This is a genomic window from Methylobacterium sp. P5_C11 (assembly GCF_054049775.1).
This window is the reverse complement of sequence record NZ_JBFULS010000001.1, coordinates 281,920-294,726: the sequence shown is the minus strand read 5'-3', so window position 1 is coordinate 294,726 and position 12,807 is coordinate 281,920. Positions and strand designations below refer to the sequence as shown.

Annotated in this window: 14 protein-coding genes; 9 read left to right on the top strand and 5 right to left on the bottom strand. The window is 69.4% G+C overall.

Annotated features, from left to right (window positions below; all coding sequences use genetic code 11):
• Positions 1-39: 39 nt before the first annotated feature.
• Both ACXJKQ_RS01455 and ACXJKQ_RS01450 read right to left on the bottom strand, forming a co-directional pair.
• A complete protein-coding gene (locus ACXJKQ_RS01455) occupies positions 40-396 on the bottom strand; it encodes an energy transducer TonB (RefSeq protein ID WP_457103980.1) in 357 nt (118 codons plus the stop codon).
• A gap of 71 nt (positions 397-467) precedes the next feature.
• Entirely contained in the window at positions 468-1,439 is a 972-nt protein-coding gene (locus tag ACXJKQ_RS01450) for a polyprenyl synthetase family protein (protein ID WP_457103979.1), read from the bottom strand.
• 155 nt (positions 1,440-1,594) lie between these two features.
• On the opposite strand from ACXJKQ_RS01450, the gene mtgA reads away from it, so the two are divergent.
• The gene (gene mtgA, locus ACXJKQ_RS01445) at positions 1,595-2,245 is read left to right on the top strand and encodes a monofunctional biosynthetic peptidoglycan transglycosylase (RefSeq protein ID WP_457103978.1); all 651 of its coding nucleotides are present in this window, start codon (positions 1,595-1,597) and stop codon (positions 2,243-2,245) included.
• A gap of 62 nt (positions 2,246-2,307) precedes the next feature.
• Positions 2,308-2,952, top strand: coding sequence for a hypothetical protein (locus ACXJKQ_RS01440; protein ID WP_457103977.1), 645 nt, complete (start codon positions 2,308-2,310; stop codon positions 2,950-2,952).
• A 30-nt stretch (positions 2,953-2,982) separates the two neighbouring features.
• On the opposite strand, the gene ACXJKQ_RS01435 is transcribed toward ACXJKQ_RS01440, so the two are convergent.
• The gene (locus ACXJKQ_RS01435; protein WP_457103976.1) at positions 2,983-4,221 is read right to left on the bottom strand and encodes an argininosuccinate synthase; all 1,239 of its coding nucleotides are present in this window, start codon (positions 4,219-4,221) and stop codon (positions 2,983-2,985) included.
• Positions 4,222-4,433: 212 nt separating this feature from the next.
• On the opposite strand from ACXJKQ_RS01435, the gene ACXJKQ_RS01430 reads away from it, so the two are divergent.
• From ACXJKQ_RS01430 to ACXJKQ_RS01400, 7 genes are all read left to right on the top strand, one after another.
• Positions 4,434-5,060, top strand: a complete 627-nt coding sequence (locus ACXJKQ_RS01430) for a DsbA family protein (protein WP_457103975.1) — start codon at positions 4,434-4,436, stop codon at positions 5,058-5,060.
• A gap of 107 nt (positions 5,061-5,167) precedes the next feature.
• Complete coding sequence (locus ACXJKQ_RS01425) at positions 5,168-5,863, top strand: DsbA family protein (RefSeq protein ID WP_457103974.1); 696 nt, start codon at positions 5,168-5,170, stop codon at positions 5,861-5,863.
• Between the two features lie 210 nt (positions 5,864-6,073).
• Positions 6,074-6,646 (top strand): F0F1 ATP synthase subunit delta, encoded by a 573-nt coding sequence (locus ACXJKQ_RS01420; RefSeq protein ID WP_457103973.1) that lies wholly within the window; start codon positions 6,074-6,076, stop codon positions 6,644-6,646.
• A 54-nt stretch (positions 6,647-6,700) separates the two neighbouring features.
• The gene (gene atpA, locus ACXJKQ_RS01415) at positions 6,701-8,233 is read left to right on the top strand and encodes a F0F1 ATP synthase subunit alpha (protein ID WP_457103972.1); all 1,533 of its coding nucleotides are present in this window, start codon (positions 6,701-6,703) and stop codon (positions 8,231-8,233) included.
• 134 nt (positions 8,234-8,367) lie between these two features.
• Entirely contained in the window at positions 8,368-9,258 is an 891-nt protein-coding gene (locus ACXJKQ_RS01410; RefSeq protein WP_457103971.1) for a F0F1 ATP synthase subunit gamma, read from the top strand.
• A 42-nt stretch (positions 9,259-9,300) separates the two neighbouring features.
• A complete protein-coding gene (gene atpD, locus ACXJKQ_RS01405; protein WP_457103970.1) occupies positions 9,301-10,758 on the top strand; it encodes a F0F1 ATP synthase subunit beta in 1,458 nt (485 codons plus the stop codon).
• A 141-nt stretch (positions 10,759-10,899) separates the two neighbouring features.
• Entirely contained in the window at positions 10,900-11,301 is a 402-nt protein-coding gene (locus ACXJKQ_RS01400) for a F0F1 ATP synthase subunit epsilon (protein WP_457103969.1), read from the top strand.
• A 7-nt stretch (positions 11,302-11,308) separates the two neighbouring features.
• Here ACXJKQ_RS01400 and ACXJKQ_RS01395 read toward each other — a convergent pair whose 3' ends face one another.
• Entirely contained in the window at positions 11,309-12,547 is a 1,239-nt protein-coding gene (locus ACXJKQ_RS01395) for a CCA tRNA nucleotidyltransferase (RefSeq protein ID WP_457103968.1), read from the bottom strand.
• A complete protein-coding gene (locus ACXJKQ_RS01390) occupies positions 12,544-12,801 on the bottom strand; it encodes a DUF6111 family protein (protein ID WP_020093505.1) in 258 nt (85 codons plus the stop codon). The genes ACXJKQ_RS01395 and ACXJKQ_RS01390 overlap by 4 nt, the downstream gene beginning before the upstream one ends.
• Positions 12,802-12,807: the final 6 nt, after the last annotated feature.

The following is a 12,807-nucleotide window of genomic DNA, read 5'->3' as shown; positions in this document are numbered from 1 at the left end:
CGACCGCACGCTCGTCGGGCCTGAAACGTTAGGCACGCGTCAGGTCTGGCGGGGCGTCTGCCTGTCGCTGTTGCGCCGCCGGTGCGTCGCCACGTCGGGCAGGCGGGACGCCGGCTGTCGCACCTGCATCAGGAGCATCCGGTGGGGCTGGGGACCCTTCGGCGTCGACATCTCCGGTGCATCCGCGGCGGCTTCCCCCGACGGCACCGCATCCGGCGCCCGCGGCGCGGGCGCCCGGGAACGCGGAAGCGCGGAGAACCCGGCGCACAGGATCAGGCACGAGAGCCCGATCAGGATTCCCTCTCGTGACGGCTCCGGATGGGTCATCAGGTAGCCGAGGCCGCCGAGGCCGAAACCGGCGGCCAGAAGGCTCAAGGTCGGATCGTTGGATTGCACGCCCGATCATCGGGCGCGCGCGGTTACGGTCCGGTCAATCCGATCCGCGCAATCGACGGCATCCGGAAGATTCAGGTCTTGCGCGCGACCGTGAAGCGGGCGGCGTCGCGCAGTATGCGCGCGCCCTCCCCCCATGACGAGACCGCATCCTCGCAGACGCCGACGAGACGGTCGCACTCGGCCCGGGCTCCGTCGAGGCCGAGGCGGTCGACGAGGGTGGCCTTGCCGGCATCCTTGTCCTTGCCGGTGGCTTTTCCCATCGCCTCCGGTGAGGCCTCCCGGTCGAGGATGTCGTCGGCGATCTGGAAGGCTTGGCCCAGGGCGAGGCCGTAGCGCAGGAGGGCGGCCCGCTGGCTCTCGTCGGCGCCGCCGACGAGAGCGCCGGCCTCCACCGAGAAGGCGAGGATCGCCCCGGTCTTCATCGCCTGCATCCGCAGGGTGTCGTCGACGTCCATGTTGGCCGTGCCGAACCGGCCCTCGGCGGTGAGGTCGAGGAGCTGGCCGCCGACCATGCCGCCCAGGCCCGAGGCGCGGGCGAGGCCGAGCACGAGATCGGCGCGGATGCGCGCGTCCGGCTGCCAGGCCGGGTCGGCGACGATCTCGAAGGCCAGCGTCTGCAGGGCATCGCCGACCAGGATCGCGGTCGCCTCGTCGTAGGCCTTGTGCACCGTCGGCTTGCCGCGGCGCATGTCGTCGTCATCCATGGCGGGCAGGTCGTCGTGGACGAGGCTGTAGCAGTGGACCAGCTCGACGCCGGCCCCCGCGGCCAGTGCCGCGGCCTCCGAACCGCCGAGCATCCGCGCGGTCTCGATGGCGAGGAACGGCCGGAGACGCTTGCCGCCGCCGAGCACGGCATGGCGCATCGCCTCCATCAGGCGGGGCGGCCGGGCGATCTCGCCGGGGCCGACGGCGGGGCCGAGGCGCTCGACCAGGAAGGTCTCGACCATCCCGGCGACCTCCGTCAACCTGTGGGTAAAATCGGCGGCCGGCGTGACTGCCTTGACCGAACCGGTCGGGGCCTGCGTTGAGGGGGTCGGGGTCATCGGGCTTACGTCCGGTCCTGGCCTTGCGAAAACCAATCGGGTGTCAGTTGGGCGGGGATGGGCTCACGGTGAACGGGGCTGGACGCAGGCGGGAGACGGCAGGTCGCGACCTTCCGCTCGCGCGCCCGCGCCGTTCCCGCCGTGTCCGCCGGATCATGGGAGCCGTGCTGCTGCTCCCCGCCGTCGGGTTCGTCCTCGCGCTGACGTTGGCGCTCGTCTATAGCGCGGTGATGCCGCCGTCGACCCTGATGCTCGGCCGGTGGTTGACGCTTCAACCGGTAAGCCGGGATCCTGTCCCGCTCTCCGCCATCGCGCCGGCCCTGCCCCAGGCGGTGATCGCCTCGGAGGATCAGCGCTTCTGCCTGGATCACGGGGTCGATTTCGGGGCGATCCGCGACGTGGTCGAGGATGAGGATTCGCCGAACCGCGGCGCCTCGACCATCGCCATGCAGACCGTGAAGAACGTCTTCCTCTGGCCCGGCCGCTCCTACATCCGCAAGGCCATCGAGATTCCGCTGGCGCTCGCGCTCGACACCCTTTGGGGCAAGCGCCGGATGATGGAGATCTACCTGAACGTCGCCGAGTGGGGCGACGGGATCTACGGCGCGCAGGCCGCCAGCCGGCACTGGTTCGGCAAGGATGCCAGCCGGTTGACCCGCAACGAGGCCGCCCTCCTCGCCGCCGTCCTGCCCAACCCGATCACCCGCAGCGCCGGCCGGCCCTCGCCCGGCGTGCGCCGCCGCGCCGCGCGGATTCAGGGCCTGATGGGACAGATCGAGGGGCTGACGGGTTGCGTGCGGCGGTAGCAGGGGCCGATCCGCCTCTATAAGACGGGCCTTCGAAGCGCGAGATCCGGGACCGATACACGATGAGCGATGCCGTCTACGACCTGACCCTCGAGCGCATCGCCCTGATCCGCCGGATGGTCGTCGCGTGGGATGGCGCCGAGCCTGGGGCGCCGATCATCCACCCGGCGGCGCCCTACGGAAGCCTGGATCGCGACGGCGACATCGCCAACGTCACCGGCGACGATGAAGGGGCGGAGGAGGAGCATCGCGCGCTCGAGGACGGCTTGGCGGTCTTCATCCAGAACGCGGCGCTGAAGCCGGGCCGCTACCAGTACCACAACGCCCTGGCCAAGCTCGACAGCAGCACGGTCGGCGATGTGTTCCGGGATTCCGAGACCGGCGAGACGCCCGAGCACATCACCTTCGCGGTGACGGCCGAGCACCTCGCCCTCGTTCCGCACCTCACCGTCGGCTGGGATCCCGCGCGGAACGTGCCGCGCGTTAACCCGCAGCAGCCATACGGCGATGCGGGTCCCTATCTCGCGGCGATGACCCGTCACCTCGCCGCGATCCCCGAGGCGGCCGCGAACGACGACGCGGATGGGCGGACCCAGCTCGTCCGGCTGCACCGCGAGATGCAGCCGGCCCTGCAGATCTTCCTGCGCTACGCGGATCTCGGGCCGGGCGACTTCCGGCGCACGGCCTCGGGTTGGGAGCCCGCCTGACGCGTCGCCGCGCCGGCGGGACCGAGCGCCTCAGCCCTCGCGCTTCCTGCGCTGCGCCAGGGTGCGCAGCCGCAGGGCATTGAGCTTGATGAACCCCGCCGCGTCGCGGTGGTCGTAGGCCACGGCACCCTCCTCGAAGGTGACGAGATCCTGGTCGTAGAGCGAGTGCGGGCTCTCGCGACCGATCACGTGGACGCCGCCCTTGTAGAGCTTCAGCCGCACCGTGCCGGTGACCTTCTCCTGGCTCCTGTCGATCAGGGCCTGGATCATCTCGCGCTCCGGCGAGAACCAGAAGCCGTTGTAGATCAGCTCCGCGTATTGCGGCATGAGCTGGTCCTTGAGATGCGCCGCGCCGCGGTCGAGGGTGATCGACTCGATGGCCCGGTGCGCCGGCAGCAGGATCGTGCCGCCGGGCGTTTCGTACATGCCGCGGCTCTTCATGCCGACGAAGCGGTTCTCCACGAGGTCGAGCCGGCCGATGCCGTTCGCGCGGCCGAGTTCGTTGAGTTTGGCCAGCAGACTCGCAGGCGACAGCGCCTCGCCGTCGATGGAGACCGCGTCGCCGCGCTCGAAGCCGATCGTGATGACGGTCGGCTGGTCGGGCGCCTCCTCGGGGGAGAGGGTGCGCGAGTAAACGTAGTCCGGCACCTCGACGGCCGGATCCTCCAAAACCTTGCCCTCGGACGAGGCGTGGAGGAGGTTGGCGTCGACCGAGAACGGGCTTTCGCCGCGCTTGTCCTTGGCGATCGGGATCTGGTGCTGCTCGGCGAAGGCGATCAGCTGCTCGCGGGAGCGAAGGTCCCACTCGCGCCACGGGGCGATCACCGTGACGTCGGGCTTCAGCGCGTAATAGCCGAGTTCGAATCGGACCTGGTCGTTCCCCTTGCCGGTGGCGCCGTGGCAGACCGCGTCGGCCCCGACCCGCTCTGCGATCTCGATCTGCTTCTTGGCGATCAGCGGCCGGGCGATCGAGGTGCCGAGAAGATAGACGCCCTCATAGACGGCGTTCGCCCGGAACATCGGGAAGACGTAGTCGCGGACGAACTCCTCGCGCAGATCCTCGATGAAGATGTTCTCGGGCTTGATCCCGAGGAGTTCGGCCTTGCGGCGCGCCGGCTCCAGTTCCTCCCCCTGGCCGAGATCGGCCGTGAAGGTCACGACCTCGCAGCCGTAGGTCGTCTGCAGCCACTTCAGGATGATCGAGGTGTCGAGGCCGCCGGAATAGGCCAGCACGACCTTCTTCACGGGACTCTTCGCGGGGACGGACATGCGGCTTCCGGAGCTGGGCGAGGGATCTGGCTCGGCCTCAGCGGCTTATCGCGGGTGTCATCGGCCTGCAACCGGCGCRCCGTCTCGCGCGTAGCCACGATGCTGGCGGATCGGCCGCGTTTCGCCTCACAGTGGCCTTGCGGCTGTGTCAGAAGCGGCACGGGCGTTGCCAGTCGTCATCGCCGCGAAAGTGCATCGGAGAAGCGAAGTCTATGGCGCGCCAGCCAATTTTGGAGTTCTGGTACGAATTCGCCTCCACCTACTCCTACCTCGCGGCGATGCGCGTCGAGGCGGCGGCGGCCGAGGCCGGCGTGGCGATCCGGTGGCGCCCGTTCCTGGTCGGGCCGCTCTTCGCGTCCCAGGGCTGGACCACCTCGCCGTTCAACCTCTATCCGGCCAAGGGCAAGAACATGTGGCGGGACGTCGAGCGCGAGGCGGCCCATCTCGGCCTGCCGCCGGTGACCCGCCCGGCCCAATTCCCGCAAAACAGCCTCAGCGCCGTGCGGGTCGCCGTGCTCGGCCAGGACCAGGACTGGCTGGTGCCGTTCTCGAAGGCGATCTTCGCCGCGAGCTTCGCCGAGGGCCGCTCCATCGCGGAGCCGGCGGCGGTGGCCGAGATCCTCGATTCGCTCGGCCTGGACGGGACGCAGACGGTCCGGGCCGCCGCCGCCGAGGCCAACAAGACCAAGTTGCGGGTCAGCGTCGAGGAGGCGCGCTCCCGCGGGATCTACGGCGCGCCGACCTTCCTGGCCGATGACGGCGAGCTGTTCTGGGGGAACGACCGCCTGGAACAGGCGCTGGCCTGGGCCTCTGGCGATCGGCCGAAGGGGCTCCGGTAGGACCCCGTTCACGCCACTCGGCCATCAAAACCACTCGACTCCCCGGCTCCGGTCCGGCGCCCCTGTGGCGCGACCGGAGTGGGACAGCAATGCCTCGGACGGACCCCATGCCTGTATCCCGTCGACTCCTCCTCGCCGCCGCCTGCGCAGCCCTGGGATCGGGTCCCGGTCGCGCGGTCGCCCAGTCCTACGGTCAGAGGTTCGCCGTCACCGGTGACGACGGCAAGGCGGTGGCGAACTCGATCCTGCCGGGCGAGATCACCGGGCAGATCCCTGCCCTGCGGGGCATCACCTATGTCGGTCCGCGGGAGGCCGGCGCGACGCTCTACGAGTTCTTCGACTTCAACTGCCCGTATTGCCGGAAGGCCGCCGCCGACGTGGTCGCGCTGCACGAGAGCGATCCGGAACTGCGCATCGGGCTTGTCCACAACCCGATCCTGTCGCCGCAATCGGCCCAGGCCGCCAAGGTGATGCTGGCGGTGCAGCGCAAACTTGGCTCGGAGGCCGCCTGGCACTTCTATCAGACGCTGCTGGGCAAGCCCGGCCGCATCGACGGCCCCGGCGCGCTGACCGCCGCGGCGGCACTGGGGGTTCCGCAGGCCGAGGTCGAGGAGATCGCCGATAGCGAGGAGGTGCGCGCAGCGCTCAAGAGCCAGATGCGCATCGCGGCGGATCTCGGACTCTACGCGACGCCGTCCTACGTCCTCGGCAACAGCGGCATCCTCGGCCATCCGGGCGGCCGCGCCATGGCGAAGATGATCGCCAGCGTCCGGCGCTGCGACCGGCTCGCCTGCGGGAACTGACCCGGCGTCACACTTCCGCCGTCCTGGCGCGCAGCGCGCTCGCCTGCCGTGTTGCGCGCGGCCATGCTGGCATGCTAGGCGGTCGCCGCGCCGCGAGGACAGTTCTCGACCCTGTCCGTTGCCGGCGCGATCCCACGTCCCGAACGGTCACGCACCGCGCTCCTGCCGGAGCGCGCGGAGCGGGCGGGCAACCAGAGAAGAGAGCGACGGGTGGCGCAGAACGGTTCCGAGGCTGGTCCCCTGGTCGCAGGCGTGGCGGGCCGGTACGCTTCCGCCCTGTTCGAACTCGCGCGCGACGAGCGCCAGGTCGACGCGGTCGCTGACTCCCTCAATCAATTCGACACGCTGTTGAACGAGAGCGCGGATCTCCGCCGCCTCGTCCGCAGTCCGGTGTTCAGCGCCGGGGAGCAGGCCGCCGCGATCGGCGCGGTCCTCGACAAGGCGGCGATCGGCGGTCTCGCCGGCAACTTCATCCGCCTCGCGGCGTCGAACCGCCGGCTCTTCGCCCTGCCCGACATGATCAGCGCCTTCCGCAGCCTGGTCCAGGATTCGAAGGGCATCGTCCGCGCTCAGGTGCGGGTGGCCGAGAAGCCGTCCGACACCGTGATCGAGGAGATCAAGGCGTCGCTGCGCGACATCGCCAAGGCCGAGGTCGCCCTCGACCTCGTGGTCGACCCCAGCCTGATCGGTGGCCTCGTCGTGAAGATGGGGTCGCGCATGGTCGACGCCTCCCTCAAGACCAAGCTCAACGGTATCCGCCTCGCGATGCGGGCCGCGCGCTAAGCGCCCCCATCCGACCCGAACACAAATAGACGCATCAGCGACAGAGGCCCGAGTATGGACATCCGCGCCGCCGAGATCTCCGCGATCCTGAAAGAGCAGATCAAGAACTTCGGCGAAGAGGCCGAGGTCTCCGAGGTCGGACAGGTCCTGTCCGTGGGTGACGGCATCGCCCGCGCTTACGGCCTCGACAACGTCCAGGCCGGCGAGATGGTCGAGTTCGAGTCGGGCGTGCGGGGCATGGCCCTGAACCTCGAGCAGGACAACGTCGGCATCGTGATCTTCGGCTCCGACCGCGAGATCAAGGAAGGCCAGACCGTCAAGCGGACCGGCGCCATCGTGGACGTGCCGGTCGGCAAGGGCCTGCTCGGCCGCGTCGTCGACGCCCTGGGCAACCCGATCGACGGCAAGGGGCCGATCGTCTCCACCGAGCGTCGCCGCGTCGACGTGAAGGCGCCAGGCATCATCCCGCGCAAGTCGGTGCACGAGCCGATGGCCACGGGCCTGAAGGCGATCGACGCCCTGATCCCGGTGGGACGCGGCCAGCGCGAGCTGATCATCGGCGACCGCCAGACCGGCAAGACCGCCATCGCGCTCGACACGATCCTGAACCAGAAGCCCGGCCACGCCGCCGGCGGCGACGAGAAGGCCAAGCTCTTCTGCATCTACGTCGCTATCGGCCAGAAGCGCTCGACGGTGGCCCAGTTCGTGAAGGTCCTGGAGGACCAGGGCGCCCTCGAATACTCCATCGTCATCGCCGCCACGGCGTCCGATGCGGCCCCGATGCAGTTCATCGCGCCGTTCGCCGGTTGCGCCATGGGCGAGTACTTCCGCGACAACGGCATGCACGCCGTGATCGTGTACGACGATCTCTCCAAGCAGGCCGTGGCCTACCGCCAGATGTCCCTGCTGCTGCGCCGCCCGCCGGGCCGCGAGGCGTATCCGGGCGACGTGTTCTACCTCCACAGCCGCCTGCTCGAGCGCGCCGCCAAGATGGGCGACGCCGCCGGCAACGGCTCGCTGACCGCTCTGCCGGTCATCGAGACCCAGGCCAACGACGTCTCGGCCTACATCCCGACCAACGTGATCTCGATCACCGACGGCCAGATCTTCCTCGAGACCGACCTGTTCTACCAGGGCATCCGCCCGGCGGTGAACGTCGGCCTCTCGGTGTCGCGGGTGGGCTCGTCGGCCCAGACCAAGGCGATGAAGAAGGTCGCCGGCAAGATCAAGGGCGAGCTCGCGCAGTACCGCGAGATGGCCGCCTTCGCGCAGTTCGGCTCGGATCTCGACGCCTCCACCCAGGCGCTCCTGAACCGCGGATCGCGGCTGACCGAGCTCCTGAAGCAGCCGCAGTTCTCGCCGCTGAAGATGGAAGAGCAGGTCGCGGTGATCTACGCCGGCGTGAACGGCTACCTGGACAAGATGCCGGTCAGCAAGGTCCGTCCCTTCGAGGACGCGCTGCTCTCGACCCTGCGCTCGAAGCACAAGGACCTGCTCGACTCGATCGCCGCCTCCAAGGACCTGTCGGACGAGAACGCCGGCAAGCTGAAGAGCATCGTCGAGAGCGTCGCCAAGTCGATCGGCTGATGTGAGGCCCCTCCCCGCGGGGAGGGATCTTGGGTGGTGCGGGGGGATCCCGGTCCCCGCTGCACCGCCCGAACTTCCGGCTCCTTCCCGCCGAGGGAAGGAGAGGCCCATAGAACGGACCTGGACCTCACCCGATGGCGAGTTTGAAGGACCTGCGCAACCGCATCACCTCGGTGAAGGCGACGCAGAAGATCACCAAGGCCATGCAGATGGTCGCCGCCGCCAAGCTGCGTCGGGCGCAGATGGCCGCCGAGGCGGGCCGTCCCTACGCCGAGAAGATGTCGGCGGTGCTCGGCAACCTCGCGGGCAACCTCGTCGGCGGCGTCGGCGCCCCGCGGCTCCTGTCCGGGACCGGCTCCGAGCAGACGCACCTGCTCGTCGTGTGCACGGGCGACCGTGGCCTCGCCGGCGCGTTCAACTCGTCGATCGTCCGCCTCGCGGTGCGCGAATACGCCCAGAAGCTCACCGTCGAGGGCAAGACCGTCAGGATCATGACGGTCGGCAAGAAGGGTCTCGACGCGCTGCGCCGCCAGTACCGCGACCAGATCGTCGAGAGCATGGACATCCGCGGCAACCGCCCGGTGGATTACGATTTCGCGGCCTCGATCGCCGACAAGATCCTGACCCGCTTCGAGAACGGTGAGTTCGACGTCGCGACCCTGTTCTTCTCCGAGTTCCGCTCGGTGATCTCGCAGATCCCGACCGCACAGCGCCTGATCCCGGCCGAGTTGCCCGAGGCCGACACGACCGCGAAGGCCGCCGCCGGCAACGCCGCACTGGAATTCGAGCCCTCCGAGGAGGCGATCCTGGAGACGCTGCTGCCGAAGAACCTGACGGTGCAGATCTACCGGGCGCTCCTGGAGAACGCCGCCTCCGAGCAGGGGGCGCGCATGAGCGCCATGGATTCGGCGACCCGCAACGCGGGCGAGATGATCAAGAAGCAGACGCTGATCTACAACCGGACGCGTCAGGCCATGATCACCAAGGAACTCATCGAGATCATCTCGGGTGCGGAAGCCCTCTGAGGCACCGCGACCCGACCGCACAGCTTGAAGGGTAGGTTAACGATGGCGAACACCGCACTCCCCGGCACCGGCTCCAACAAGTCCGGCAAGATCACCCAGGTCATCGGCCCCGTGGTCGACGTGCAGTTCGAGGGCCACCTGCCCGAGATCCTGAACGCGCTCGAGACCAAGAACAACGGCGCCCGCCTCGTCCTCGAGGTCGCCCAGCAGCTCGGCGAGAACACCGTCCGCTGCATCGCCATGGACACGTCCGAAGGCCTGACCCGCGGCCAGGAGTGCTTCGACACCGGCGAGCCGATCAAGGTTCCGGTGGGCATGAACACGCTCGGCCGCATCATGAACGTCATCGGCGAGCCGATCGACGAGGCCGGCCCGGTCGTGTGCGACACCTACCGTGCCATCCACCAGCCGGCCCCCTCCTACGCCGATCAGTCGACCGAGGCCCAGATCCTCGTGACCGGCATCAAGGTGGTGGATCTGCTCGCCCCCTACGCAAAGGGCGGCAAGATCGGCCTGTTCGGCGGCGCCGGCGTCGGCAAGACCGTGCTGATCATGGAGCTGATCAACAACATCGCGAAGGTGCACTCGGGCTACTCGGTGTTCGCCGGCGTGGGTGAGCGCACCCGCGAGGGCAACGACCTCTACCACGAGATGATCGAGTCCAAGGTGAACCTGGATCCGAAGGAGAATGGCGGCTCGGCCGAGGGTTCGAAGTGCGCCCTGGTCTACGGCCAGATGAACGAGTCGCCCGGCGCCCGCTCGCGCGTCGCCCTGACCGGCCTGACCATTGCGGAGCAGTTCCGCGACGAGGGCCAGGACGTGCTGTTCTTCGTCGACAACATCTTCCGCTTCACGCAGGCGGGCTCCGAGGTGTCGGCGCTCCTCGGCCGCATCCCCTCGGCGGTGGGCTATCAGCCGACGCTCGCCACCGACATGGGCGCCCTGCAGGAGCGCATCACCACCACCAACAAGGGCTCGATCACCTCGGTGCAGGCCATCTACGTGCCGGCCGACGATCTGACCGACCCGGCTCCGGCCGCATCGTTCGCCCACCTCGACGCCACGACCGTGCTGTCGCGCTCGATCGCCGAGAAGGGCATCTACCCGGCGGTGGATCCGCTGGACTCGACCTCGCGCATGCTGTCGCCGACCATCCTCGGTGAGGAGCACTACGACGTCGCCCGCCGCGTCCAGCAGACCCTGCAGCGCTACAAGGCGCTCCAGGACATCATCGCGATCCTGGGCATGGATGAGCTGTCCGAAGAGGACAAGCTGACCGTGGCCCGCGCCCGCAAGATCGAGCGCTTCTTCTCGCAGCCCTTCTCGGTGGCCGAGGTGTTCACCGGCTCGCCGGGCAAGCAGGTCGCCCTCGAGGACACCATCAAGGGCTTCAAGGGCCTGGTGAACGGCGATTACGACGACCTCCCGGAGGCCGCCTTCTACATGGTTGGCACCATCGAGGAGGCTCAGGAGAAGGCCAAGAAGCTGAAGGCCGCCTAAGACGACACCTCCCCTTCCCCGCGCGGGAAGGGGATGGAAGCTGCGCGGACGAACCTCACCGGTGCCGTCCGCGTGGCATTTTCTACCAACCCCTCCCCGTAAGGCGGGGCGCGCGTCGCGGATCCGGGAACCCGTCAGCCCATGGCCACCTTTCACTTCGATTTCGTCGGCCCCGAGCGGACGCTGTATTCCGGCGAGGTGACCGCCGTTCAGCTGCCCGGCACCGAGGGCGAAATGACCGTGATGCCGGGCCACGCGCCCGTGCTGACCTCGCTGCGGGTCGGCGTCATCGTGATCACCGAGAGCCAGGGGTCGGGCAAGCGGATCTACGTCCGCGGCGGATTCGCCGATATCGGCCCGACCGCCGTCACCGTGCTGGCCGAGCGGGCGGCGCCCATCGAGGAGCTGACCCACGAATCCCTCGATCGCGACATCGAGGCGATCGAGATCCAGCGTGACGCTACCGAGGATCTCCAGAAGCGCGAGGAGCTGAACGGTCAGATCGTCCAGCTTCGGGAGACCAAGGCTCTCCTGAAGCTCTGAACGCTGCTCAGCGGGCGCTCTCGAGCGCCCGCGCCAGCAATTCGGCCCGCGCCTCCTCAGCCGTCGGACATCCGCTGTCCAGCCAGATCTTTCGGGCCGCGGCGAGGCCGCGACCGATCGCGGGTCCCGGGCTGAGGCCTGCCGCGACCAGATCCGCCCCGGTCAGCGGAAAGACCGGCGTGCCGCCCTGGCTCCCGAGCGCGTTCAGGACGGTCCGCGCCGCTTCGGTCACGACGGGCCGCGGCTCATCCGCCAGGATCGCCAGCGTCTCCGCCAGCTGCGTCGAGCCGTATTCGGCCGCCAGGGCGCGAACCGCCGCCCCATCCAGCCTTTCGCGACCGTGCAGGTCGGTCAGCAGGCCGGCATAGCCGGCGAGCCGTCCGTGCTCGGCGTTCGAGAGGCGCAGTCGCTCGCGGAGGCGCTCCGCGTCGTGCCGGTCACCGACCGACAGAGCCGCGAGGCGCATCACCGGAGCGAGATCCGCCGCAGCGGCGCGGTCCAGCCGCCCGAGCTCGCCGACGCCGCCGGTGATCCGCATCAGGAGGCCGGTGGCGCTGAGCGTCACCACCATGGCCGGTCCGCCGGACGCCGCCAGCAGCTTCAGGAACTCCGCACGGACGCGCTCGCGGGAGAGCCGGTCGAGGCTGTCCCGCGCGGCGACGCAGGCGGCCAGGGCTGCGGCGTCCGGGGCTTCGATGCCGAACCGGGCCTGGAAGCGGAAGAAGCGCAGGATCCGCAGGGCGTCCTCGCGGATGCGGGTCGCCGGATCGCCGATGAAACGCACGCGGCCCGCCGCGAGATCGGCGAGGCCGCCCACCGGATCGTGCGGCGTGCCGTCGGCACCGAGCGCGAGGGCGTTGATCGTGAAATCACGCCGCTCAGCGTCGCGGGTGAAGTCCGTCCCGAATCGGACCACGGCGCGGCGACCATCGGTCTCGACATCCTCCCGCAGGGTGGTGACCTCGATCGGGCCGTCCTCGGTCACCAGGGTAATGGTGCCGTGTTCGATCCCCGTCGGCACCGCCTTGAGGCCCCGCGCCTGCCGCGCCGCATCCATTACCGCCTCCGGGAGGAGGGTCGTCGCCATATCGATGTCGGCACTTTGCACGCCGAGCAGCGCATCCCGCACGCAGCCGCCGATCAGGCGCGTTTCGGCGCCGGGACGGTCCAGGGCCGCGAGCACCCGGCGCACGCCCGGACGCGCGAGCAAGGTCGCGAGACCTGCGGGATCGAGGGGAGGCGTCAACGGAAACCGCCCGGCACCAGGCGGCCGTTCTCCATGTGCGTCGGCACGTAGCCACCGGGGCGGCGCTCGGAGAACAGGCCTTCGTAGACGAGGGTGCCGATCACCACCGCCAAGCCGGCCAGGACGAGGCGGAACAGGTGCGCGTCCCAGTGCACCCGGCGCAGCGGGTTGCGGCCGGACAGCAGCAGGTAGACCAGGAACAGGGCAAAGGGGATGAGGAAGAGGCCGAACTCTTCGAGGATGCGGCGCAGCATGGGGCC